Consider the following 24,446-nt stretch of genomic DNA (forward strand, 5'->3'; position numbering starts at 1 on the left):
CGACGCCCATCAGTGTCAGTGACCCCCACTACGTTGGTGCGCGCCGCAGAAGGCGGCGGGGCGGAGCCACCAGCTGTGGCTCTGACCTGGGGGCGATGAGACGAAGAGGCGAGACGGTGCAGCACGTCGAGACGGTGCAGGACGGGACGGGCAAGGGGAACGGAGCGGTGCGGGACGACAAGCTTTCCGCGGCCTATCAGGACGCGCTGGCGCCGCTGAAGGCGATCCGGCCGGACATGTTCGAGCAGGCGCTCGGGTACGTGCGGAGCGGGACGGCGCCGGAGGTGCTGACGACGCTGGACGCGGCCCAGACGGACGACGTGGACGGGCTGATGGCCGAGCCGGGTGCGGTGACCTTCTCGTATCGCGTGACGTACAAGCCGACGGCCGACCGGGTCCGGACCACGCGTCCGGGCTGGACCATCGACAACGGTGTGCGGGCACGGATGAAGGTGCACACGACGGCGCCCACCGCTGCGGTCGCGCGGCTGGGGCGCCTGCTCGCCGCCGTCGGCGAGATGGACCGGGTCGCGGCGGGGGCACCCGAGTGGCTGACCGCGCTCGTGAACGACGCCGCGAGCACCCGGCAGCAGAATTCTCGCGCGGTGCGCCAGGCGTTGTTCGCGCGCTGGACTCCGGAGTTCCTGACCGAGGTCGCGAGCGAAGGCGGCGTCGCCGAGGCTGAGGCCGCGCCCGCGGTCCTGACCGCGTTGCTGCACCGGGACGCCAGTGTGTCGGCCGAGGCCCTGAGACGGCTCATGGAGCTGGTGACCTCCGAGGTGATGGATACGTTCCTGGTGGAGCACGCGGACGTGCTGCCAGGGGTGGTGGAGGCGCTCGCCTCACCAGGCAAGGTGGCCTTCCTCGAGGTCGCCAAGCGCAACCCGGCGCCGCACGCCGAGCTGGTCGCGTCGCTCGCCGTCGACCCGGCCAAGGACGTGCGGGCCGACGCGACGACCCTGCTGGCGACGCTGGACGACGCCGAGCAGCTCCGCCTGCTCGTGCCCCACCTGAGCACGGCCGCGCCCAGCCGGCTGAACGAGGTGCTGGGACAGCTCGCCCGGGCGTCGGGCGGGCTGGACGCCATCCGGGCGGCGCTCGCCGCGGCGGGTGACGCCCGAGGTCAGGCCGCGCGCGCGAAGGCACTGCGGAAAGCGCTCGATCGTGCCGAGGCCCTGGTCGGCGATCCGGGGGCCGAGACGACGATCGAGGTGCCGCCCTACGAGCCGCCGAAGGAGTTCGTGCTCGGGGACGACTACGTGGCCGGTGCTCTTGAGCGCCTGGGCCGGCAACGGGAGAAGGCCGCCGAGAAGGTCCGCGAGGTGGTGGCGGATGGACACGAGTCGTGGGTTATCGACAATGCGAAGAAACGTCTGGCCAACGTGCCCGCGCTCACCGAGGAAGACCTGCGTGCGGTCGTCCGCCTGATGAACGGGGACACCTACCGCGCCGGGGTGAGCGCCGACGGGGAGGAGGGGCGGCCGTCGGAGGCCGCGGCGGAGTGGTGCATGTGGAACCGCAGCTTCCTGCCTGCAACGGCGCCTGCGCACCGGCTGCGGCTGTGGTTCGCACGTGGACGGAGTGACGTGGCGCCACTGGTCGGGGAGTTCCTGCCTGATCTGCGCGACCTGCGGGCCGTGGAGGCGCTCTTCGCCCAGTTCGACGTGGCCGACCCGGGCGCTGCTGTGGACCAGTTCGTCTTCCGGGACATCTGGTTCGGCGACTCGGACCGGGTCGACCTGATGTGGCCGTACTACGCGGAGCGAATCGACCTCCTCGTGCCGCACCTGACGCCGCGCGAGAGTGACGACGGCTCCGAAGCCTTCTCGGTCGCGCTCAAGATCGTGGCGGCGTTCCCGGTGGCGCCCACCGCCGCGCTGCCGCAGCTGTCGAGCCTCGCCCTGGGCGAGGACAAGGAGCATCGGCGGACGGCGCAGGACATTCTGTCGACCAACCCCGGCGTGCGCGGCCTGGCCGAGCAGGGTCTGGTCGACGGCAAGGCGGGTGTGCGCATCTCGGCGGCGGCCTGGCTCATGCGGATCGGCGACCCGTCAGCGGTGCCCGCGCTACGAGCCGCGCTGAAGAAGGAGCGCCAGGAGGCAGGCCGGGCCGCGCTGCTCTCCGCGCTGAAGGCGCTGGGCGACGACATCTCGGCGGACCTGGCGCCCGAGGTGCTGCTCGCCGAGGCGACCAAGGGACTCAAGAAGCCGGTCCCGGCGAACCTGGACTGGTTCCCGTTCGGGCAGCTGCCGCAGCTGCGGTGGGCCGACGGCGGTAGCGAGCAGGGCCTCGTCCCGGCAGAGGTGCTGCGCTGGTGGGTGGTCCTGGCGTACAAGCTGAAGGAACCCGGCGGCGACGGCCTGTTCGCCCTGTACCTGTCCCAGCTGGACGCGGCGTCCCGGGCCGAGCTCGGGTCGTTCGTGCTGAGCGCCTGGATCGCGCAGGACACGATCCACCCGTCGGTCGACGAGTCGAAGGCGCGTGCGGAGGACGGAGCGCAGTACCGGTACGACGAGTACCAGCGGATGGCCCAGCACTACGCGGGCCACTACGAGGCCCTCGCGGCGATGTCGGTCGAGGACCACTACCGGCACCTCTACCGGCAACACCAGGCGGAGTACCTCGGCTCCGCGGTCAAAGAGAAGGGGCTGCTCGCGCTGACTGTCGGGATGCCGGGCGGTGACCTGGCTGAGGCCGCGCAGCACTACTTCAAGGCCAACAAGACCCGGCGCGCCCAGGCCGAGGCCCTCGTGCGGGCGCTCGCGGCGAACGGCGAGCGCCCGGCCGTGCAGCTGCTGCTCGCGGTCTCCCGCAGGTTCCGGATGTACACGGTCCAGGAGGTCGCCACAGCGCTGGCCAAGGACCTCGCCGACCGCCGGGGCTGGGACGCCGACCAGCTCGCGGACCGCACCGTGCAGACCGCCGGTTTCGACGACGACGGGATCCTGCGCCTCGACCTCGGCTCGCCCGACGGCCGTGATGCTGGTGGGCGGGTGTTCACCGGACGCATCACCGAGAAGTTCACGCTGGAGCTGCGCGATCCGGAAGGCAAGGTCGTCAAGGCCCTGCCGGCCAAGCGGATCTCGGACGACGACGACGCGTATGCCGAGGCGAAGAAGCAGCTGACCGCGAGCCGCAAGGAGCTCAAGACCGTGATCGCGTTGCAGACGCAGCGGTTCGCGGAGGCCATGTGCTCGGAGCGCACCTGGGGCGCCGACGAGTGGCGCGAGTTCGTGCTGGGGCACCCGCTCATGTCGCGCCTCGCGGCGCGCCTGGTCTGGGTGGCGACGCTGCCCGACGGCGGCTCGGCCGGTCCGCAGGTTGTTGCGTTCCGCCCCGGCGACGGCGGCGCGCTGATCGGCGTCGACGACACCGATGTCGTGCTGCCCGAGGACGCGACGGTCTCGGTCGCACACGCCGTCACCCTGCCGGCGGCTCGATCGGCTGCCCTGTCGAGTGCGCGGCCGGCTGCCCTGGCGGCGGACGCGCAGGAGGTGGCGGCGTGGCGTGGGCATCTCGCGGACTACGAGGTGAAGCCGCTGTTCGACCAGGGGCTCGACGCCGACGCCGTAGTACTGCCGGAGCTGGAGCCGGGTGCGAGGGAGATCGCGGACCATCGGGGCTGGCTGACCGACTCGTTCTCGATCCGCGGCCGGGCGACCAAGCTCGGGTACCAGCGGGCGGCGTCCGAGGACGGCGGCTGGTTTGACGCCTACACCAAGGAGTACCCGGGCCTCGGGGTCACTGCCCACATCTGGTTCACCGGCGCGTCCCTGCCCGAGGAGAACATCCCCGCAGCGGTCACGGAGCTCACGTTCCAGAGCGCAGAGGGCTGGAATGACGGCCGGAAGATCGAGGACCTGCCGGCCGCGCTCGTCGCCGTGTCGTACCAGGAGTACGCGACGGTGGCGCGGGCAGGGTCGTTCGACGCCGACTGGGTGAAGAAGAGCAGGTTCTGAGATGGCCGTGCTGGAACAGCCAGGACGCGAGGCAGGGCAGGAACAGCCAGTGCCGGCCGCGGTGTACGAGGAGGCGCTGGAGCCGCTGACGGCGTGGGGCCAGGACACGTTCGACCTGGCGGTGGGGTACGTGCGGGACGGCACGACGCCGGAGGTGCTGACCGCCCTGACCGAGACGCAGACGGTCGACCTGCGGTCGCTGACACATCGGCAGCACCGCACCGACGCCGGCCTCCTGGCGCTCGCCACCGTCTGCGCGACCGCCCTGGCCGCCACGATCGCGCGGCTGGGGCGGGTGCTCGCCGCGGCGACCGCCGAGCCGACGCCAGCGGGGGCTGTGCCTGTGGGATCCGGATCCGCAGGTTCCCTGCCAGCAGGGCCGGCGCGCGCCGCCGACGGCGTGCCCGACTGGCTGGGACCGTTGACGAACATGGTGGCGAACACCGAGTACCTCAGGTATCGGGATGTGGACGCCCGGAACGTGACCGTGCTGCGCGAGCGCTGGACCCCGCACTTCCTCCGTGAGGTCGCTCGTGCCGGTGGGGTGCCGGAGGGCGAGTGCGTGGCCGTCGTCCTCCGGGCGGTGCTGCAGCGGGACGCCGCGAGCGTCGCGTGGATCCAGCATCGCCGCGCAGAGCTGTCCGCCACCGACGCGATGGACGCCTTCCTGGCGGAGCACGCCGACGCGCTGCCGGGCGTGGTGCGCGGGCTCACGGCGTCGGGCAAGCAGGTGTTCCTCGAGGCCGCGAAGCGCGACCTGGCCGTGCACGGCGAGATGGTCGCCTCGCTCGCCGTCGACCCCACCAAGGGGGTGCGGGCCGAGGCCCGCCGGGTGCTCGCGACGCTTCCCGACGCCGACGCGGTCCGGCTGCTCGCGCCGCTGATGACCACGGCGGCGCCGTCCCGGCTGGGCGAGGTCGTGCGGCGGCTCGCGGCGCTGCGCGATGCCGAGCGCGATGCCGAGCGCGACGTCGCGCTCGAGCTGCCACCGTACGAGCCGCCGCGCGAGTTCGCGCTCGGCGCCGGCTTCGTCGCTGAGGCGCGAAGCCTTCCGGACGCGCCCTCCGATGAGGACCTGCGCGCCGTGGTCACCCTGATGAACGGCGACCTGACCGACGGCGGGAAACGCGTACGACGGCTTGTCGGGGATCGGTTCCTCGCGGGCTCGTGGTTGAAGTTCCACCTCGCGGAGCTGCCGCCCACAGCGCCGGTGCACCGCCTGCGGCTGTCGACGGCGCTCAGCGGGGGCGGGCTCGGCCGCTGGGAGTGGCTGATGTGGCTGGAGGAGACCGCCACCGAGCACGGGGACCTCAGGGCCGCGCACGACGTGCTGGCCCAGGACGGGACGGCGGACCCGGAGAAGATCATCGGGGACGCCATGTTCCAGTACACGATCGACGCCTCGCGCCTCGTGGACAAGGTCTGGCCGTACTTCGCGGAGCGTGTCGACCTACTCGTGCCGCACCTGGCGCCGCGGGAGCGGGACTACGAGTCGATGTACGCGTTCGAGCGGGCGCTGGCGATCCTCGGGGAGTTCCCCGCGCTCCCTGCCGCTGCTCGCGGCCCGCTGGGTGAGGTCGCGCTGACCGGGGGCAAGAAGGCTCGGCTGGCCGCGCAGGAGGCACTCCAGCCGAGGCGGTCCGCCTAGCCCACGGGGATGTCAGTGACCCCCGATACCTTGACGCACAGCACACCGCCGGCACTCGAGACATAGGCACCGAAGGACGTCATGACCACCACGGATACCAGTACCTCTGCAGGCCCCACGGTCGGCACCACCATCGATCTCGGCGCCGGTTCCGGCAACGATGCCGGCGTCGAGATCCGCCCGCCCGCCGAGATCCGCTACGCCGGCGAGCTGGCGACGCTCGACTCCTGGGACACCGAGCGCGGGCACGAGCGGCCGCCCGGCTGGCGGCTGAGCCCGCGGGCGGTGCGGGCGTTCGTCGTCGGCTCGGCGGAGCTCGGCGTGAGCCGCAAGTTCTACGGCGACGACCCGCTGGTGGACCGCGCCGTCGTCTCGCTGATGGGACGGCAGGGCCTGATGCTCGTCGGCGAGCCCGGCACGGCGAAGTCGATGCTGTCGGAGCTGCTGTCCGCGGCGGTGTCGGGTACATCGACCCTGACGGTCCAGGGCACCGCGGGGACGACGGAGGACCACGTGCGGTACTCGTGGAACTACGCGCTCCTGGTGTCCGAGGGGCCGAGCGAGCGGTCGCTGGTGCCGTCGCCGGTCTGCACGGGCATGCGTGAGGGCCGGGTCGTGCGCTTCGAGGAGATCACGCGCTGCGCCCCGGAGATCCAGGACACCCTTGTGTCGATCCTGTCGGAGAAGCAGCTCATGGTCCCCGAGCTCGGGCCCGACGCCCGGGTGGCGGCCCGGCCCGGCTTCACCGTGATCGCGACGGCGAACCTGAAGGACCGCGGCGTGCACGAGATGTCCGCGGCCCTCAAGCGCCGGTTCAGCTTCGAGACCGTGGCCCCGGTGCGCGACCGCGCGTTCGAGATCGAGCTGGTGCAGCGTCAGCTCGAGGCCGAGCTGGGACCAGGGTCGGGTTCCGGCGGCGACCGGCCCGAGGTGCCGCGCGACGTGCTGGAGGTGCTGGTCACCGTGTTCCAGGACCTCCGGACGGGCAGCACGCACGAGGGTGCGCCCGTCAAGCGGCCGGAGACGGTGATGTCCACCGCCGAGGCGGTCAACGTCGCGGTGGCCGCGTCGCTCGAGGCACGCTACCTCGGCGACGGCACCGTGACGGCCGCGGAGGTCGCGCGCCAGATTGCGGGCGTGGCGCTCAAGGGCGAGGAGGAGGACGCGCGCCGGCTGCGGCACTACGTCGACAACGTCGTGCGCGAGCGCGCCCGGCACGACAAGCGCTGGAAGGCGTTCTTCACGGCGGCGGAGCCGCTGTGGCGGTGAGCGGCGGGGCTGCTGTGGCGGTGAGCGGCGGGGCTGCCGTCCAGGTGCGGGACAGGGCGGCGGTCCGGCGCGTGGGAACCGTCTGGGACCTGGCGCCCGAGCGCCTGCGTGTGGCCGCGGACGCCGTCGGCCGGCTGCGGGCCGAGCGCGGCATCCACTTCGCGCCCGTGCGGCACCACAGCCCCGCGTGCGCGGTCGCGGTGCGTGCGGCGATCGAGGAGCTGCGCCCGGCGGCCGTCCTCATCGAGGGGCCGGAGGAGTTCACGCGGCTCATCCCCGACCTGCTGCACGAGGCGACGCGGCCGCCCGTCGCGGTGCTCAGCCTCGGCGGGCCGCGCGCTGCCTCGGGCACGCGCGCCGGCGAGGACGAGGGCGGGGAGGGCGCCGGCTTCTACCCGCTCGCGTCCTTCTCCCCGGAGTGGGTAGCGCTGCGCGCGGGGCGCGACGTCGGCGCGGAGCTCGCGTTCGTCGACCGGTCCTTCGGGGAGCTGTCGGCCGAGGAGCGCGCAGCGTCCGGCGCGGGGAGTGGGCGCGGGAGTGGGAGCACGGGCGGGAGCGACGCCCCGGGCGACGTCAGGCAGAGCGATGCCGCGCGCCCCGACCCGTTCGCGCGGACCCTCATGTCCGAGCGGTACCTGGCGCACTCGGAGGCGATGGCCACGCTCGCGCGTCGGCTCGGCTGCCGTGACCACGACGAGGTCTGGGACCACCTGTTCGAGGCGCGGGGGAGCGCCGAGCTGTCCGACTGGCGCACCGTGTTCGACGACGTCTTCGCCTGGGCCGCGCTCGCCCGCCTCGACTACGAGGAGGGCGTGCTCGCCGCGGACGGCTCCCTGGGCCGAGAGGCGCGGATGGCGGCCCGGATCGCCGAGACCGCTGACCGCCTGGCCACCGACCTGACGGACGCCGACCGGCTGACTGCTGACCGGCCGGAAAGGGACACCGCCCCGGTGCTCGTCGTGACCGGGGCGTTCCACACGCTCGCGCTGGTGGAGGCGTTGTCCGGCGCGCCGGAGGGCGCTGCGGTCCGCGACCGGCAGCCCGAGGGCGGCTTCGGGCCGACGGCGGAGGGCGAGGCCTGGCTCGTGCGCTACGACCACGAGCGGCTCGACGGGCTGCGCGGGTACGGCGCGGGCATGCCCTCGCCCGGCTACTACGAGCGCCTGCACGCGGCGCACCTGCGGGAGCTGGGGCTCGACGGCGCACCGACCGGTCCCGTCGGAGCCCGCGCCCTCGCCACCGAGATCCTCGTCGACGTCGCGCGCGGCGCCGCCGGCCGAGGCCACGCCGTGAGCCTGCCGCAGGTCAGCGCGGCGGCCGAGGCGGCGACCCGGCTCGCGGACCTGCGCGAACGCACCTTTCCGTGCCGCACGGACCTGCTCGACGCGATGCGGTCGTGCTACGTGCAGGACGACGGCGGCGTCGGCGGACCCGGCGAGCCCGAGCGGCCGCTGGGACTGGCGATCGCGGAGGTGTTCGGCGGCCGGTCGCTCGGCGACGTGCCGCCAGGCAGCGCTTCCCCGCCGCTCGTACGGGACGTCCGCGAGCGGGTACGCGCGGTGCGGCTCGTCGTCGACGACTCGGTGCCGCGCACGGCCCGCCTGGACGCACGGAGGACGGCGTCCCACCGGGCGAAGCGCCAGGTGCTGGCGCTGCTCGACTTCGTCGGCGCGGGCTTCGGGCAGCTCGTCTCCGGACCGGACCACGTGGCGGGCCGCGGGCTCGGCCTGATCACGGAGGAATGGCAGTACTGCTGGACGCCGCTCGTCGAGGCGCGCCTGGTGGAGATGGTGCACCTCGGCGCGACGCTGGACGCGGTGGCAGTCGCGCGGCTGTACGAGGTGGAGAGCAGGCTGGCGGGCACGGGAACCGGAGCCGCGGCCGGAGCAGTCGCCGGAGCGGTCGCGGAGTCCGCCTCCGTCGACGCCGTCGCCCGGCTCGTGGCGCAGACGCTGGTGATCGGCATGGGCTCGCACCTGCCCCGGATCGTCTCGCTGCTACGCACCACCCTGGACACCGACCGCGACCTCGATTCCGTGGTGTCGGGTGCGCGGCGGCTGCTCGGTCTGTGGCATGCGCGGGTGGAGCTCGGCGCCGAGGAGCACGCGGGCGAGCTGCTCGACCTCGTGAGCCAGGCGCTCGCGACGGCCGCCTACCTCGTCGGCGACCTGGGCAGGACGCGGCCCGAGGACGAGGACGCGGCCATCGGCACGCTGATCGACCTCCGCTCGCTGCTGCGGGACGCGGGTGCGGCGGGCGACGGGGTCCCGGACGGCGTCGGCCAGGCTGGCACCGGAGCACGGGGTGGGGACGGCGTCGGCGCGGCGAACCGCACCGCCGTCGTGCGCGAGCTCGCCCGCCTCCGGGACGACGAGCGCACGGCGCCCGCCGTGGCGGGCGCCCTGCTCGCCCTGGGTTTCACCGACGGCGAGGTGCCCGACGACGTCCTGGTCACCCGGGTGCGCGGCGCCCTGACGGCGGGCGCGGACCCGGGCGCGGCGGTGCGGTTCCTGGGCGGCGTGATGCGCGCTGCGCCGGACCTGATCCTGCACACGCCCGAGATGTTCGACGCCGTCGACGACGCCCTGCGTGCGCTGCAGGGCGACGCGTTCCTGGCGGTGCTGCCGGATCTGCGGCGGGCCTTCACCTGGCTGCGCCCCACCGAGACGCACCAGCTGGCACGACGGGTGGCCGAGCGCACCGGTACGCGCGCGGACCAGGTGGACGTTCGGGTGGCCCTGTCCGAGGAGGACCTGGCAGCGGGCCTCGCCCTGGACCGCGAGCTGTCGGCGGTGCTGGAGCGTGACGGGCTGGCCCACTGGGGCGCTGCCCCAACGGGAGGAGCAGCATGACCACGATCTCCGACGACGAGGCCGCCCGGCGCTGGCGGCTGGTGCTGGGCCGGTACGCGGCCGACCAGCTGACCGCGGGGCAGCAGGACGAGGGCCTGGAACGGTCCCTGCGCTACCTCTACGACCGCGAGTACACGGCCCGCGGCCACCGCATCGGCCGGGACGAGGACGGAGGGCGCGTCGGCGGGAGACGCGCCGGCGGGGGCGCCGGCCTCGGCGCGTCCCAGCCGCACGCCGTGGACGTGACGGCGCTCGGCTGGCTCGACGAGGCCGGGCGCCTGTTCCCGCGCGAGACCTTCGAACGTATGCAGGTCGACGCCGTTAGCAGGTACGGCCTCACCGAGCTGCTGCAGGACGAGACCGCGCTCGAGACCCTCGAACCCTCGCGCGAGCTCGCCGTCGCGATGCTGCAGGTGCGAGGCGCCCTGAACGACCGCGCGGCGGCGGGCCTGCGCCGCGTCATCCAGCGCGTCGTCGAGGACATCGTGAAGCGGCTGCGGCCCCGGTTCACGACGGCGGTCAACGGCCGGATCGACCGGTCACGCCGGTCGATGCACCGTGTCGCGCGGAACTTCGACTGGAAGCGCACGCTGCGGGCCAACCTCGGCCGGGTCGACGCCGACGGCCGCATGACGGTGCAGGACGTGCGCTTCTCCGCGCGGGCGAGACGGACCCTGACCTGGGACGTCGTCCTGCTCGTCGACCAATCGGGGTCGATGGCGTCGTCGCTCCTGTACTCCGCGGTGTGCGCGGGAATCCTCTCGGGCCTGCCCGGCATCAACGTGCGGCTGTACCTGTTCGACACGTCGGTGGTGGACATGTCGCACGTGGCCGACGACCCGGTCACCGTGCTGATGACCGCGCAGCTCGGCGGTGGCACCGACATCGCGAAGGCTGTGCGGCACGCGGAGCAGCAGGTGCGGAACCCGTCGCGGACCGTGGTGGCGCTCGTCAGCGACTTCTACGAGGGCGGCTCGGTGTCGAACCTGCTGGCGACGGTGCGGCGGATGGCGTCGTCGGGCGTCACGATGCTGGGGCTCGCCGCCCTCGACGAGGCGGCGGAGCCCGTCTACGACCAGGGCACCGCGCGGCACCTCGCCGAGTGCGGCATGGAGGTCGCTGCGCTCACGCCGGAGCGGTTCGCCGAGTGGCTGGGAGAGGTGCTCTCGTGAGCGAACCGACAACCTACGCCTGGGCCGCCGCCTATGCGGGCCTGGACGACGACGCACTCAAGGCCCTCGGCAACCCGGGCCTCCTGCGCCGCGCACGCAAGGACACCGCGACCGCGGTGTCCCACGGTCCGCAGGGCGCGGTGCTCGACGTGTCCGGAGCGTCCGTCCGCGTGGACGGCCGCGGCCCGGCGGCCGTCTCCTGCGACTGTCCGACGGCGGGCGTGTGCCAGCACGTCCTGACCGCCTGCCTGTGGGCGATGAAGCTCGCGCCTGAGGCGCCAGCTCCTGGTGGGTTGCCGTCCGGTGCCCAGCTGTCCGGTGCTCAACTGTCTGGTGCTCAACTGTCCGGGGCGCCACTGGCGGAGGCGCAGCTCGCTGACGCGGGCGGCGTGGTCGCGCAGGCGCTCCCCGCGACGTCCGGAGCGGCCCCGACAAGGGCGTCGCGAAGCGCATCCGAGGCCCTGCAGAAGCGCCGCCGTGAGGCGCTCGCCGAGGTGCGCGACGTCGTGGGCCGGCTCATGTCGGGCGGGCTGTCCCACCTCGGCCCCGACGATGCCGAGTCGCTGAGCGCGCTGGCTGGCCGGGTGCGGCTGGCCGGCTTCGAGCAGATCGCTTTCGACGAGGTCGGCGGCGTGCGGTTCGACGGTCTGCTGCGCGTGGCGGGGGGCCTCGTCGCGGGCCTCGCGGGGCGGGACGACGCCGTCGCCGAGTCCGACCTGCTCGACGCGTTCGCCGAGATCTGGGCGATGTGCGAGGTGTTGCAACGCGCGATGGACACGGGCCGACGGGCCGACGCCGCGCCGGGCACCATCGCCACCGCGGGCGCGGGCGGCGACCGAGGCGCCAAGGGGAGTCGCAAGGGAACGGGCAAGGCCACGGGCGACGACGAGGAGGTCGACCTCGCGCGCTGGGTTCCGCTCGGCGTCCGGTGGTGGACCTCGCAGAGCGGGTCGCGCGGGCTGGCCTACCTGGGCTGGGACGCGGAGGCCGGCGCGGCCTCCGAAGCAGGCGCATTCGAGACTGGTGCATCTGAGACTGGCGCAGCAGGGACAGCCGCAGCAGGGACAGCCGCATCCGAGACAGCCGCTTCTGAAACAGCCGCATCCGAGACAGCCGCAACAGGTACAGCCGCAGCAGGGACGGGCACGTCCGAGACAACCGCCGGTCGGGTGCGGCAGGTCGTGACGGGCCGCCCGTCGGGCACCGATCCGAGGTTCCAGCGCAGCTGGACCAGTCCGCTGCTGTGGGGCAGGTCCCTGAGCGGCCTGTGCGAGGGCGCACTTGCCCTCACCGGGGTGCGGATCAGGCCTGATGGCATGCTGGGCGCCGGTGGGAACCCGGTGGTCCGTCGCCTGGGTGCTGGGTCCGATGGTGCGGGGTCCGACGGCGCCGGGTTCGACCTGGACGAGCTCCGTGCCATAGCCGAGCGCACGGGCGCCGGTGTGGCGCCGCGCGACGTCGTCGGGTTCGGGCGGCGTCCGGCGAATGTACGGCTGGTGCTGGTCCGCGACGTCGGCGAGGTCGGGATCGACGAGGTCCGGCAGGAGATGACGCTCTCCGTCGTCACCTCGGACGGCGAGACGCGCATGCTGCGTCTGCCGGTGGCGGGCGAGCATGCGGTCGAGACGCTGCTGTCGGTCAGGTCGAAGCTGGTAGCGGTGACGATCGAACGCCGCGAGGACCGCGACGAGCCGGTCGGCCTCTTCGTGCGGGACTCGTCTCCGAACAAGGGCGGCGCGATCAGGCTGGTCAGCCCGACGGTCACTCCGGCGTGGTCGCTCGAGAGCAGCCACTGGGACTTCTGGCGCAGACGGATCCGCAAGCTCAAGGCGCAGGCCTCGTCGGCGAAGACCGTCCGGCCCGTCGCCGCGCCGCCGTCCCCGGTGCGCCGCGTGACGCTGCTGCTCGGCGACGTCCTCCTGGCGGCCGCGGCGACAGGGCGGCCGGCGCTCACCGCGCGGCAGCGGTCCGACGTCGAACAGGCGCGCGCCCTCGCGCGGGACCTCGGGCTCGCCACGCTGGAACGGACGGCAGGCGGGCTGCTGGTCGGCGACCTGACTCCGCCGGCGGTGTTGCATGCGGCGTTCGTTGTGGGGAGGGCCAGAGCCGTGGCCGACGTAGCGGGCTGACCGGGGCCGCGGCACGCTGCGTCGGCCCCGGTCGCGGCCCGCTCGCGAACCCGGCTGGTACTGGTTCACGCGGCGCGCCTGGCCACGTCCGGCACGGTGCCCGCCGGGGTGATCACGCGGCCGTGCCGGTCGATGAGCGTCCAGCCGGAATGGCGCGTTCCGTCCGGGTTCCCGGTCCAGCGCATGCTGACGCCGGTGGTGTCGACCAGGTCGTGGTGGTGCCAGCAGAGCAGGGCCGCGTTGCGCACGCTGGTCTCTCCGCCGTCGGCCCAGTGGCGTTCGGCGTGGTGGACCTCGCAGCGTGCGGGAGGCTGGGTGCAGTCGGTATAGACGCAATGCTTGTCACGGGCGATCACGGCGCGGCGCATCTGCCCGGTGACGGTGCGTCGCGCACGGCCGACGTCGAGCACCTGGCCGTCCGGCCCGAAGACCACCCGCGTGAGGGCGGAGTCGCAGAGCAGGCGCCGCAGGGTGGTCGTCGGCACGAGCGACGCGGAAATGCCGAACCGGGCGGGCGCTGCGGTGACGTCGGTCAGGCTCGTGGGCGCGTCGAACAGGCCGCCACCGGCGCCACCGCCGCCACCGCCGTCGCAGTCGCCGCTGCTCTCGCCGCCATTGCCTTCAGCATGGCGGCCGTCGCCCGAGGGCGCACGGAACCGGGCCTTCAGACGCGTGAGCTCGGTCCAGGACACCGTCACGGTGACCTGCGGTCGCACAGCAGCGCCGGCCCCGGTGTGTCCGTTGTCGAGGACCGTTCGCGCGAGGTCCGCAAGTGCCTGGGCGCGGCGCTGGGTGGGCGTGCGGTCGTCACCCGGCGTTGGTGCACCCGTCACCGAGTCCATCGCAGCGCGCAGGGCCTCGCCGTGCTCGTCGGTGAGGAACCCGTCGACGTGGTAACCACCGAAAGTCTTGGCCACGTCGAGGTGCTCGCGCTCGGACGCCTGCTTGTAGCCGCGCTCGTCGGACTCCGGGTCGGCAACGCGTGCGAACCGGTCCACGAACCGGCGGAACACGAGAGGGCCGTGCTGATCGGCTAGGTCCAGCAGCAGCTCCTCGCCGGTCGGGCCTGGAACCGTGCCCTCGGCCGAGCCGCTGGCCGGTTCCTCAGCACCCTCCTCAGCGGCGTCGCCCGTCGGGCCACCCTCATCGTTCGGTGTGTCATCCCCGTCCGGCGCGTCCGGGACCCCAGCCGTCGCGTCGTCCGCCGTCGGGTCGACCGGAGCGACGAGTGCCTTGCGTCGTTCGTCCGACGTCGGGCCGACGTCCACCATTGCCCGTACCTGGTCCATGCCGAGCCGTCCGCTGAGGGCCGCGGCCAGCGTGGCCGGAAGGTGCTCCAAGAGCCGCCCGGCGGTGAGGACCTCCCTGCCCGCGGTGCGCATGGTGACCTTCTCCCGGCGGGCGAGCCAGGTCCGAAACGTTCGCGATCCGTCGAGCGCCCACATGCCGTCGGCCTCTATCCGGTGCAGCCAGGTCATCCTGAGTATGTCCAGCTGCGAGCACACCGTGCGCAGCAGCGGTGACGCGGCAGTGAGGCGTGCGCCCATTCCGGAGCCGCTGCCCATGTCGGCGCTGTTCAGCGCTGCCGGACCCGCCGCGCTGATCAGTTCGCGGGTCAGTGCCTCGACGTCCGCGAGGATCTCTTCGAGCGAGCGGGCACCGGCGGGTGCGGTCGCGCTCGGCTGTGTCAGCACCATGCGGTTCACCTCCCTCGACCTGACGTACCCGGCACCGTGCCGGGAACACATCGAGACTATCGAACGTGTGTACCTACTGCTAGGCGAACTTAAGATCTGTGGATAACGCATGGCCAGGCGGAAATGGGCATCTGCCGGGCTCGCCCATCGCCGGAAAGGCACCCCGAGAGCGACGGCCGCCGAGTGTCAGTGGCCCACGGCAGACTGAGCCCATGCACACAGCGATCTCGCGGGAAGGTTCGGGCATCGGCCTACGGCCGGTGTCCGACGCCGGTGCGCCCGCGGGGGAGCCACGCGTCATCGAGTCGTCCGGCCTGGCCCAGGAGGTGGCCGCTGAAGAGGCGTCCGACACCCGCTGGACCTGGGACGACACCAACAACTGGTACCCGGCCCTCCTGGCCGACGGCGTCCGGGTCGACCGCGCGCACGACCTCCGGCTGGCGCACGCGATCCTCCGGGCGTCGGCTCTGTCGGCACGCACCGCCCTCGCCGAGGCGGGTCCCACGGCATGGGACCGCCTGGCACCCGTTCCACCCCCGGGCGGCCCGACGGCGGCCGCGCTGCTTCGTCCCGAACGGCACCCCGGCTCCGAGCCACTCTTCGACCTCGGCGAGATCACCGCGCCCGCGACCCGGGAACGGCCCGCGGGGGACCGGCGGGATCCCGGCGCGGGACCGAGCAACGAAGGGCCTGACGAGCCCCTCGACCCCGCCACCGAGCTGGCCGCCCAGCTCGCCGCGCTCAAGGAGAGCACCGACCCCGGCCGCCTCCGGCTGCTCCTCGCGGCCGAGTCGGCGGGGGCGCTCGCGGCCGCCGAGATGCACCACGCCGGGCTCCCGTGGCGCGGCGACATCCACGACGAGATCCTCACCGAGGCGCTCGGCCCGCGGCCTCGGCCGGGAGCGCGTCCGGCGAAGCTCGAGGAGCTGGCCCACCGCATCCGGGACGCCCTCGACGCCCCGCCGACGCTCAACCCCGACTCCCATCCGGACCTGCTGCGCGCCATGGAGTACGCGGGCGTGGGTGCCCGCAGCCTGCGCAAGTGGGAGCTGGAGAAGCTCGACCACCCGGTGATCGCCCCGCTCCTGGAGTACAAGGGGCTCTACCGCCTCTACACCGCGAACGGCTGGAACTGGATCGACACCTGGGCGCCGGACGGCCGGTTCCGCATGGAGTACGTGGTGGGCGGCGTGGTCACGGGCCGTTGGGCGAGCACCGGAGGCGGCGCGCTGCAGCTGCCGCACAACGTCCGGCGGGCGGTGGTCGCCGACCCGGGCTGGACCTTCGTCGTGGCCGACGCCGCACAGCTCGAGCCGCGCGTCCTGGCCGCCCTGGCCCGCGACGAGCGCATGGCGGCAGCAGGCCGCACCAAGGACGGCGCGAGCACCGACATGTACGCGGGGATCGTCGCGACGGGCGCCGTCGACTCCCGCGAGCACGCGAAGGTGGGCATGCTCGGCGCCATGTACGGCGGGACCACGGGCGTCAGCGCGCAGGTGCTGCCGCGGCTCGCCCGCGCGTTCCCGCAGGCCATCGACCTGGTCGAACGCGCGGCACGCGCCGGGGAGCGTGGCGAGGTCGTGAGCACCCGGCTCGGCCGCAGCTCGCCCCGGCCGGGGGAGTCGTGGGCCGCGACGCAGGGCTCCGCATTCGACGAGGACGCCGGGGCCGACGCGCAGTCCCGCGCGCGCAGCCAGACCCGGTCCTGGGGCCGGTTCACGCGGAACTTCGTGGTCCAGGGCACCGCCGCGGAGTGGGCGCTGTGCTGGATCGCGTCCATCCGCCGTCGGCTCTGGGCGCTGGGGGAGATCTCCAGCTCCGCCACGGCCGGGCTGGCGCCGCCGCCCTTCGACCGCCGTCCGCACCTGGTGTTCTTCCTGCACGACGAGGTGGTGGTGCACGCCCCGGCGGCGCTCGGCGACGTCGTCGCTCAGGAGGTGCGGGCCGCCGCCGAAGAGGCCGGCCGGCTCCTCTTCGGCGACTTCCCGGTGGACTTCCCGCTCAGCGTCGCCGTGACCGAGAGCTACGCGGATGCCAAGGGCTGAGCGGGCCCGTAGCGCCCAACCTCAGGTCCGGCGCGCGTCAGACCCGCGCCCCGCCGTCCAGCACCGCCTTCAGGGACGCCTCCAGGATGTCCACACCCGCGTGGAGGTCGTCCTCGCCGATGGTGAGGGGCGGGGCGATGCGGAAGATGCCGCCCATCCCGGCGAGCTGCACGATGTTCATGTGCAGGCCCCGCTCCAGGCAGGCCGTGGTGACCGCGCCGCCGAGCGCATCGGCGGGCGTCTTGCTCTTCTTGTCCTGGACGAGCTCGATGCCCTGGAACAGGCCGCGGCCGCGAACGTCGCCGACGACGTCGTGGCTGTCGCGGAGCGCCACCAGCCGCTCGGTGAGCTGAGCGCCCAGCCGCGCCGCGCGCTCGACGAGCCGCTCCCGCTCGATGACGTCGAGGACGGTCAGCCCCACGGCCGCCGCCAGCGGGTCGGAGACGTGCGTCGTGTAGAACAGGAACCTGCGGTCGTGGCAGACCTGCTCGATCTCGGCACTGGTGACGACGGCCGCCAGCGGCAGCCCGGCGCCGAGAGTCTTCGACAGCGTCAGGATGTCCGGGACGACGCCGTCCCGCTCGAACGCGTACATGTCCCCGGTGCGGCCGAGGCCGGTCTGCGCTTCGTCGAGGATGAGCAGCATCTCGCGCTCCTCGCACATCTCCTTGAGCCGCCGCAGGTACCCCGGCGGCAGGTCGAGGATCCCGCCGGAGGACAGGATCGGCTCGACGAGGCAGGCGGCGAGGCTGCCGGCGGACTGCTGGTCGACGAGCGCGAACCCGTAGGCCAGCTCGGCCTCCCAGTCGTACGACCCGTCGGGCGCCCGGAACGGGGACCGGTACGCGTTGGGCGAGGGCAGCGCGAGATTCCCCGGCGTCGGCGGGCCGTAGCCGCGCCGTCCGGCGGAGAAGGTGGCGGACGCGGCGCCCTGCGTCATGCCGTGCCACGAGCGGTCGAACGAGACGATCTCGTAGCGGCCGGTGAAGAGCTTGGCCATCTTGATCGCGGCCTCGTTCGACTCGGCCCCGGTGCTCAGCAGCAAAGCCTTGTTCAGCGGGTCCGGCAGGGTCGCGGTGAGCCGGTCGGCCAGGCCCAGGACCGGGGCGCTGAGCATGCCGCTGAACAGGTGGTCCAGCGAGGCGACCGCCGACGAGACGGTGGAGACGATGTCCGGGTGCGCGTGCCCGAGGATCGAGCTCATCTGCCCCGAGGTGAAGTCGAGGATCGGCGTGCCCTCGCTGTCGAAGACGTATGCGCCCGAGGCACGTTCGATGAGCCGCGGAGTGAAGGTCGGACCGTAGCGGATCAGGAGTCGGTCGGCCTCGTCCAGGAACGTCGTGTCCATCGGGATCCCTCTCTCTGGCTGTCAGGCGTTCAGCAGTCCGATCGCCGCGGTGACCACCAGCGCGGAGCGCAGCGCGGCGTCGTCGACGTGGGTGAGGAACTCCGTGCCGTCCGGCGCGCACAGGTCCGAGAGGGCCCGCACCGACACGAAGTCGACACCGAAGTTGTGGCAGAGCTGGGCCAGGGCCGCCGACTCCATGTCGATGGCGAGCATGTCCGGGAAGTCGGAGCGGAGCCGGACTGCCAGGTCGGCGGTCGCGAAGATCTCGCCGGACCCGATGGTGCCCTCGCGCAGGACCAGACCAGCCGGGGCCCGGCCCGCCGAGCCCGGGGCCGCCGAGCCCGGGAACCCCGGGTCCTGGGCCCGGATGCTCGCCACCGCGCGCCGGACGGTATCGGTGAGCCCGGGGGCGGCGTCGTACGCCTTGGGCATGCCCGGCACCTGGCCGAGCTCGTACCCGAAGGCGCGGGCGTCGGCGTCCGCGTTCACGAGCTGTACGCCCAGCACGACGTCGCCCACGGCGACGTCCTTCGCAAGGCCGCCCGCGCTGCCCGCGCTGATCAGCGGGACGTCCGCGCCGTACCGGTGGATCGCGCTCATCCCGGCGGCGGTCGCGTTGACGAAGCCGATGCCGGTCCGCATCAGCACGACCTGCCGGCCGGCCAGCGTGATCCGCCGGTGCTCCGCGAAGCCCACGCGCTCCGGCTCGCCCACCTCGGACGCGAGGGAGAGGAAGGGCGCGGCCTCGTCGTCCATCGCGACCAGCACGACGGCGACGGGTGTCTCGGCGGTCACGCGGTCGGCTCGGTGTCGGACCCGGACTCGGCGAACACCTGGGGCCACACCTCGCGCGCCGCGAGGAACGTAGCGGCCGCCTCCTGAGCGCCGGCGAGCGTGTGGTTCGCGCCCCAGCCACACTGCACCTCGTTGGCCGCGGGAACCTCGGTGGCCGTGAGGATGTCGCGCAGCGTCGCCTCGACGAGGCCGAGGACGTCCTCGTACGCGGGCTCGCCCTGCAGCATCAGGTAGAAGCCCGTCTGGCAGCCCATGGGCGAGAAGTCCAGGACGGCGTCGGAGTGGTTGCGGGAGTGCTCCGCGAACAGGTGCTCCAGCGAGTGAACTGTGGGCATCTCGAGGTGCGCGGTGTTGGGCTGCGTGAACCGCACGTCGTACTTGACGATCACGTCCCCTCCCGCGAGCTGCTTGCGGTCGGCGAGGCGCACGTACGGCGCGGCGACGGCGCGGTGGTCCAGGTTGAACGACTCGACGTTCATGCGGGGTGCTGACTCGGTCACGAGTACGAGCCTATGTCCTCTCGGCCGCCGAAACAGCCGCCAGAACGTGCGACCTGGCGTGCTCGACCGCGGCGGGGAGGTCGGCGAACAGGTGGCTCTCGTGCCGCAGCATCCGGTTCAGTCCCACAGCCTCCAGGAGCTTGCGGTGCTGCGGCTGGATTCCCTTGACCAGCACGGTGACGCTGAAGGACCGTAGCAAGATCACGCCCCGTTCGCCTGGCGAACGGCCTGATCTATGCGCCGCCGAGCGCCGTATAGATCGCGTTGTACGCGGGCTTCGGCGCGTAGTTCTCGTCCCACACGAGGGCCGCGCCCTGCCCGGGGAACGTGCCCGGGACCCACGAGTACCTGTCGGTGATGCCCCAGATGGTCACGCCCTGGCAGGCCTGCACGGCGAGGCAGGTGCGGAACACGCTCGCGTAGTCGCTCGCCTGCTGCTGCAGGTTGCCCGACGACGCCGGCGTGCTCATCCGGATGTCGAGCTCCGTGATGCGCACGTCCACCCCGAGGGCTGCGAAGCGCTCCAGGTTCTGCTGGAAGGAGGACGGCACCTGGCCGACGATGAGGTGCGACTGGAACCCGACGCAGTCGATCGGCACGCCACGTTGCTTGAAGTCGGCCACCAGGTTGTAGATCGCCGTCGACTTCGCGTTGACGCTCTCGACGGAGTAGTCGTTGATGCACAGCTTCACGTTCGGGTCGGCGGCCCGCGCGGCGCGGAACGCCGTCTCGATCCAGCCGTTGCCCATGCCGTTCTGCAGGAAGCTGGAGCGCCGCGAGCCGTCGTCGTTGAACGCCTCGTTCACCACGTCCCAGGCCTCGACCTGGCCCTCGAAGTGGTTGACGACGCCTGTGATGTGGTTGGTCATGGCGCCTTCGAGCGCGGCGCCGGACAAGCTCTGCGCCCAGCCGGGCGCCTGCGCGTGCCACACGAGCGTGTGCCCGTACAGCCCCTTGCCCGACGACGCCGCGTACTGCGCGACCTGATCGCCGGCGCCGAAGCTGAACTGGTTCGGCTGCGGCTCGGTCGCATCCCACTTCATGGCGTTTTCGGCCACGACGAAGTTGAACTCTGTGTCGGCGATGTTCCGGTAGGCCGTCTCGTTCAGGTAGTTGGCCGTCAGGGCGAACCCGATGTCCTTGCCCCGCGCGCTGGCGAGCTGCGCCAGGGTGTCCGCGGCGTCCGTATCGGCGGCGGCGTCGGCGGCATCGGCGGCAGTGCCCGCGGGCTCGTCGGCGGTTGCCAGAGCGAGGGGCGCGGTCGCGACGAGTGCGGCGGCGCCGGCCAGGGCGAGTGCGCCGAGTGCCGCCGTGCTCCTGAGCAGAGCCCTGTGCCGAGTCCCGGGCTGAGCCTCTGGCCGAGCTCCGGACCGAGCTCCGGCCCGAGCTCCGGCCAAGGCTCCGAGCCGGGCCCCGGGTAACGGCCCGCGCCGGCCTCCGGGCAGGGGAGCGGTGCTTCCGTGTGACATGTCGTCCTCCTCGTCGAGATCCGATGTCGTGCTGGCGTTGCTTGCGTCGCGGGGCCTCGTTGACCGGGCAGCCCCGCGACGCCGGGTGAAACCTTGCCGCGAAAACGTTGTCGTGACCAGCTGCTTAAACGATTCGGGCCGCGCGTCGCGCGGACACGCCGGGTGCAGCGCCGCGTACTACGCTTCCAGACGTGAGCAGCAGCGACGCCCCCGCGCCCGAGACAACCGGCGGCACAGCGCCCGAGACGTCCAGCGGCGCAGGCGGTCCGACGGCGCCGCCGTCCGGCACCGCACACCCCACGCTCGCGCAGGTCGTGGGCGCCCTCGACCGGCTCTACCCGCCGTCGACGGCGGAGGGCTGGGACGCCGTCGGACTGGTAGCCGGGGACCCGGCAGCGCCCGTGCGCACGGTGCTGTTCGCGGTCGACCCGGTGGCCGCCGTCGTCGACGAGGCCCTGGACTGGGGCGCCGACCTGCTCGTCACGCATCACCCGCTGTTCCTGCGCGGCGTCAGCTCCGTGGCCGCGACCACCTTCAAGGGATCGGTGGTGCACCGGCTCCTGACCGGCGGCTGCGCCCTGCACGTCGCCCACACCAACGCCGACGCCGCCCCGCGCGGCGTGGCGGACGCCCTGGCCGACCTCGTCGGCATCACCGACCGGCGCCCGCTCGAGGTGAGCGCCGGCGGCGAGACGCACGACCTGTCCCACGGCCTGGCCCCGGGCGCGGGTCACGGGACGGACTACGGCACGGACCGCGGCATCGGCCGCGTCGGGCGCCTCGCCGAGCCGACCACGCTCGCCGACTTCGCCCGCCGCGTCGCCGCGGTGCTACCCGCCACCGCCCAGGGGATCCGCTTCTCCGGCGACCCGGAGGCGGTGGTGACCACGGCCGCCGTCCTCGGCGGGTCCGGCGACGGCTACTTCGACGCCGTCCGCGCCGCCGCCGCCGACGTGTACGTCACCTCGGACCTGCGCCATCACCCCGCCTCGGAGCTGCGCGAGCGGGCCGAGTTCGAGTCCCGCGCGGACGGCGGCCGCGGGCCGGCGGGCACCCCCTTCCTCGTCGACACCGCCCACTACGCGAGCGAATGGCCCTGGCTGCGCTACGCCGTCGAGGACCTCGGAGCGGCGCTCGCGGCGGACGGGCTCGCGGTCGAGGCCCGGGTCAGCGAGATCGTGACCGACCCGTGGACGGGCCAGGTCCCGTCCCGCTGAGCACCCCGGCCGTCCACCGAACGAGGCCCGCCCGAGTGGATCCGGCGCGGGCGGGCGCGGGGTAGCGTTGGACCACCCCAGAAACCCGACCGAGAGGACGCCTCCCGTGGCTACTGCACCACCCGAAGACCAGCGGAGGCTGCTGGACGTCCAGGCGCTCGACACCCGCGCTCAGCAGCTCGCTCACCAGCGCAAGAACCTCCCCGCGCTCGTGCAGCTGACGGATCTCGACGGCCGGATCGCCGACCTGCGCGCCTCGCTCGTCGAGTCGCGCACCCGGGTGGCCGACCTGAAGCGCGAGCTCGTCAAGGCGGAGACCGACGTCGAACAGGTCCGCAACCGCGCCGCGCGCGACCAGCAGCGGCTGGACTCGGGCGGCGTGAGCGCCAAGGACGCCGTCGCGCTCACCGACGAGCTCGGCTCGCTCGCCACGCGCCAGGCCGCGCTGGAGGAGATCGAGCTCGACATCATGGAACGGCTCGAGGCGCACGAGGACGCGCTCGCCAAGGTCGAGGCCGCCAACGACGAGCTGGTCGCGGAGAAGACGAGGGTCGAGGCCGAGCGCGACGCCGGCTGGGCCGAGATCGACGCGCAGGTCGCGACGATCGTGGGGGAGCGGGCGACGGCCGCCGACGGGCTCGACACCGCCCTGGTCACGCTGTACGAGAAGATCCGGACGCAGCTCGGCGGCACGGGCGCCGCGGTGCTCAACGGCAACCGGTGCGAGGGCTGCCGTATCGATCTTCCGCCGGGCGACGTCGCGGCGATCAAGGGCGCGGCGCCCGACGCCGTGGTGCGCTGCGAGGAGTGCGGCCGGATCCTGGTGCGAGTGGCCGGCGCGACGACCGGCGCTGCCGCGGGCTGAGCCCGGCGCCCGCCGTCGGCCCGCTTACTGACGGCGGCCGAGCGTCCCCCGCGCGAAGGCGGGCGCGAGCGGCACCAGCGCGAGCACGAGGACGGCGGGCAGGGCGAATCCCAGTCGGAGGTTGTCCGCCCCCACGAACCCCGTGAGCACCGCCCCGAGCAGCGCGCCCACGTAGTTGAACTGGTTGAAGCGCGCGATGACGGCGTCCGTGCGGGCCCGGTCGGTCTGGGGCGCGGGGCCGGCTGCGGCGTCGGGGGCAGCAGCACCCTGAGCAGCACCGGCCGCAGTCCCGGTCACGGGATCGGCCGCTGTACCCGCGGTCCCCGCCGCGATGCGCCCCGCCGCCGAGAAGCTGAGCGGTGCCACCAGCGCAATGGCCGCGCCGAGCACCGTGAAGCCGGCGACGGCCACCGGCCACGACGGCGCGAGCGCCACCAGGGCCAGTGCAGCGAACGCCACCACCCCGCCGATCCGGAGCACCGGCGTCACGCCGAACCGGGTGACGAGCTGCCCGCCCGTCAGGCGCACGACTATGGCCGTCACGAGGTAGGGGAAGGTCGCGAGCGCGACCAGGTTGCCCGGTGCGTCGAACGAGCGCGCCAGGTAGACCGGCCCCCAGGTCGAGGCGGTCGTGTCGACCATGTAGAACACGACCAGCCCGATTCCCACGAGCCAGATCGGCCGCCAGGGGACAGGGGTCGACCCCGCCTCGCTGGTCGAGCCTGTCGAGACCCCCGCCGGGCTCGTGATGCCACCCGCCAGCACCCCCGGTGCGATGAGCTGCGCCTCGACGGCGTGCGGAAGGAACGGCGCGAACGCCACGACCAGCGGGACCACCACGACGAACGCGCCGATCTCGGGGGCGAGCTGCCCCGTCGCGAGCACCAGTACGGTGGCGAGGATGCCGCCGGTCGTCCAGTAGCCATGCGACGACGGCAGGATGGGCCGGCCGTACCGGTGCTCGAGGTCGACGGCCTGCATGTTGCTGGTGGCGTCGACCAGCCCGAGCGCTATCCCGTAGACGGCCACCCCGCCCACGAAGAAGCCGATGGCGGGCGCGAGCGTGAGCGCCGGGACGGCGACGACCATCAGGGAGAGCCCCAGCCGGAGCATCGCGGCGCTGCCCACGCGCCGCGCCGCATGCTCGGCGATCAGGGACCCGACGCCGGCGAGCAGCACCATCATGAGCAGCAGCAGCGAGAGCGTCACCTCGTCCAGGCCCCACCGGTCCAGGAACCGGGGGAGCCGGGTGGTGAGGCTGATGAAGACGAAGCCCTGCGCGAAGAACGCCGCGGCCACTGCGATTCGGGAGCCCGTCAGGCTGCTTGTCCTCATGTCGGGTCATCCAACCGTTCGGTAGACGCCAGCGCCAGGGTTCGCCAGGTCTCACTTTGGTTGTGGGGGGGGTGGGTTTGGGGGACGCCGGCGCGGTGGGGGCACCAAAAAACCCCACACACAAAAGGTGTGGGGGGGGTGTTATG

Annotated in this window: 16 protein-coding genes; 9 read left to right on the forward strand and 7 right to left on the reverse strand. The window is 73.2% G+C overall.

The annotated features are described in order from the left end of the window. Positions 1–116 precede the first annotated feature (116 nt). The 6 genes from ACFT2C_RS22930 to ACFT2C_RS22955 all read left to right on the forward strand — a co-directional run bounded on the left by ACFT2C_RS22930 (position 117) and on the right by ACFT2C_RS22955 (position 13,029). Positions 117–3,959, forward strand: a complete 3,843-nt coding sequence (locus tag ACFT2C_RS22930) for a DUF4132 domain-containing protein (protein ID WP_377209393.1) — start codon at positions 117–119, stop codon at positions 3,957–3,959. A gap of 1 nt (position 3,960) precedes the next feature. After that, complete coding sequence (locus tag ACFT2C_RS22935; RefSeq protein WP_377209394.1) at positions 3,961–5,607, forward strand: hypothetical protein; 1,647 nt, start codon at positions 3,961–3,963, stop codon at positions 5,605–5,607. Between the two features lie 81 nt (positions 5,608–5,688). Then, positions 5,689–6,876 (forward strand): AAA family ATPase, encoded by a 1,188-nt coding sequence (locus ACFT2C_RS22940; protein WP_377209395.1) that lies wholly within the window; start codon positions 5,689–5,691, stop codon positions 6,874–6,876. Beyond that, positions 6,873–9,728 (forward strand): DUF5682 family protein, encoded by a 2,856-nt coding sequence (locus ACFT2C_RS22945; protein WP_377209396.1) that lies wholly within the window; start codon positions 6,873–6,875, stop codon positions 9,726–9,728. Before ACFT2C_RS22940 ends, ACFT2C_RS22945 begins: the two co-directional genes overlap by 4 nt. Further along, complete coding sequence (locus ACFT2C_RS22950) at positions 9,725–10,900, forward strand: VWA domain-containing protein (RefSeq protein ID WP_377209397.1); 1,176 nt, start codon at positions 9,725–9,727, stop codon at positions 10,898–10,900. The genes ACFT2C_RS22945 and ACFT2C_RS22950 overlap by 4 nt, the downstream gene beginning before the upstream one ends. Then, positions 10,897–13,029: a hypothetical protein gene (locus tag ACFT2C_RS22955; protein ID WP_377209398.1), complete on the forward strand. Its 2,133-nt coding sequence runs from the start codon at positions 10,897–10,899 to the stop codon at positions 13,027–13,029. The genes ACFT2C_RS22950 and ACFT2C_RS22955 overlap by 4 nt, the downstream gene beginning before the upstream one ends. Before the next feature lie 65 nt (positions 13,030–13,094). Here ACFT2C_RS22955 and ACFT2C_RS22960 read toward each other — a convergent pair whose 3' ends face one another. Next, complete coding sequence (locus tag ACFT2C_RS22960; RefSeq protein WP_377209399.1) at positions 13,095–14,726, reverse strand: DUF222 domain-containing protein; 1,632 nt, start codon at positions 14,724–14,726, stop codon at positions 13,095–13,097. 212 nt (positions 14,727–14,938) lie between these two features. On the opposite strand from ACFT2C_RS22960, the gene ACFT2C_RS22965 reads away from it, so the two are divergent. Next, positions 14,939–16,771, forward strand: a complete 1,833-nt coding sequence (locus ACFT2C_RS22965; protein ID WP_377209400.1) for a bifunctional 3'-5' exonuclease/DNA polymerase — start codon at positions 14,939–14,941, stop codon at positions 16,769–16,771. Positions 16,772–16,808: 37 nt separating this feature from the next. On the opposite strand, the gene ACFT2C_RS22970 is transcribed toward ACFT2C_RS22965, so the two are convergent. From ACFT2C_RS22970 to ACFT2C_RS22990, 5 genes are read right to left on the reverse strand one after another with little or no spacing between them, the layout of a single operon-like run. Continuing rightward, on the reverse strand, positions 16,809–18,119 hold the full coding sequence (locus tag ACFT2C_RS22970) for an aspartate aminotransferase family protein (protein WP_377209401.1): 1,311 nt from the start codon (positions 18,117–18,119) through the stop codon (positions 16,809–16,811). 21 nt (positions 18,120–18,140) lie between these two features. Further along, positions 18,141–18,914 (reverse strand): 5'-methylthioadenosine/S-adenosylhomocysteine nucleosidase, encoded by a 774-nt coding sequence (gene mtnN / locus ACFT2C_RS22975; protein ID WP_377209402.1) that lies wholly within the window; start codon positions 18,912–18,914, stop codon positions 18,141–18,143. Further along, a complete protein-coding gene (locus ACFT2C_RS22980; protein ID WP_377209408.1) occupies positions 18,911–19,393 on the reverse strand; it encodes an S-ribosylhomocysteine lyase in 483 nt (160 codons plus the stop codon). The genes mtnN and ACFT2C_RS22980 overlap by 4 nt, the downstream gene beginning before the upstream one ends. Positions 19,394–19,424: 31 nt before the next feature. Further along, complete coding sequence (locus tag ACFT2C_RS22985) at positions 19,425–19,619, reverse strand: hypothetical protein (RefSeq protein ID WP_377209403.1); 195 nt, start codon at positions 19,617–19,619, stop codon at positions 19,425–19,427. Between the two features lie 28 nt (positions 19,620–19,647). Continuing rightward, positions 19,648–20,883, reverse strand: a complete 1,236-nt coding sequence (locus ACFT2C_RS22990; protein WP_377209404.1) for an endo-1,4-beta-xylanase — start codon at positions 20,881–20,883, stop codon at positions 19,648–19,650. Positions 20,884–21,074: 191 nt separating this feature from the next. Between ACFT2C_RS22990 and ACFT2C_RS22995 the strand changes: the two genes are divergently transcribed. Next, positions 21,075–22,100, forward strand: a complete 1,026-nt coding sequence (locus ACFT2C_RS22995) for a Nif3-like dinuclear metal center hexameric protein (RefSeq protein ID WP_377209405.1) — start codon at positions 21,075–21,077, stop codon at positions 22,098–22,100. Positions 22,101–22,206: 106 nt separating this feature from the next. Continuing rightward, the gene (locus ACFT2C_RS23000) at positions 22,207–22,965 is read left to right on the forward strand and encodes a zinc ribbon domain-containing protein (protein WP_377209406.1); all 759 of its coding nucleotides are present in this window, start codon (positions 22,207–22,209) and stop codon (positions 22,963–22,965) included. 24 nt (positions 22,966–22,989) lie between these two features. On the opposite strand, the gene ACFT2C_RS23005 is transcribed toward ACFT2C_RS23000, so the two are convergent. Next, a complete protein-coding gene (locus ACFT2C_RS23005; protein ID WP_377209407.1) occupies positions 22,990–24,300 on the reverse strand; it encodes an MFS transporter in 1,311 nt (436 codons plus the stop codon). Between the last annotated feature and the right edge of the window lie 146 nt (positions 24,301–24,446).

Source organism: Promicromonospora sp. NPDC057138, assembly GCF_042670845.1.
Lineage (GTDB): Bacteria > Actinomycetota > Actinomycetes > Actinomycetales > Cellulomonadaceae > Promicromonospora.

Coding starts and splice junctions, on each gene's coding strand:
- ACFT2C_RS22935 (WP_377209394.1), top strand. CDS start 3,961: ATGGCCGTGCTGGAACAGCCAGGACGCGAGGCAGGGCAGGAACAGCCA.
- ACFT2C_RS22940 (WP_377209395.1), top strand. CDS start 5,689: ATGACCACCACGGATACCAGTACCTCTGCAGGCCCCACGGTCGGCACC.
- ACFT2C_RS22950 (WP_377209397.1), top strand. CDS start 9,725: ATGACCACGATCTCCGACGACGAGGCCGCCCGGCGCTGGCGGCTGGTG.
- ACFT2C_RS22960 (WP_377209399.1), bottom strand. CDS start 14,726: ATGGTGCTGACACAGCCGAGCGCGACCGCACCCGCCGGTGCCCGCTCG.
- ACFT2C_RS22965 (WP_377209400.1), top strand. CDS start 14,939: ATGCACACAGCGATCTCGCGGGAAGGTTCGGGCATCGGCCTACGGCCG.
- ACFT2C_RS22970 (WP_377209401.1), bottom strand. CDS start 18,119: ATGGACACGACGTTCCTGGACGAGGCCGACCGACTCCTGATCCGCTAC.
- ACFT2C_RS22980 (WP_377209408.1), bottom strand. CDS start 19,393: ATGAACGTCGAGTCGTTCAACCTGGACCACCGCGCCGTCGCCGCGCCG.
- ACFT2C_RS22990 (WP_377209404.1), bottom strand. CDS start 20,883: ATGTCACACGGAAGCACCGCTCCCCTGCCCGGAGGCCGGCGCGGGCCG.
- ACFT2C_RS23005 (WP_377209407.1), bottom strand. CDS start 24,300: ATGAGGACAAGCAGCCTGACGGGCTCCCGAATCGCAGTGGCCGCGGCG.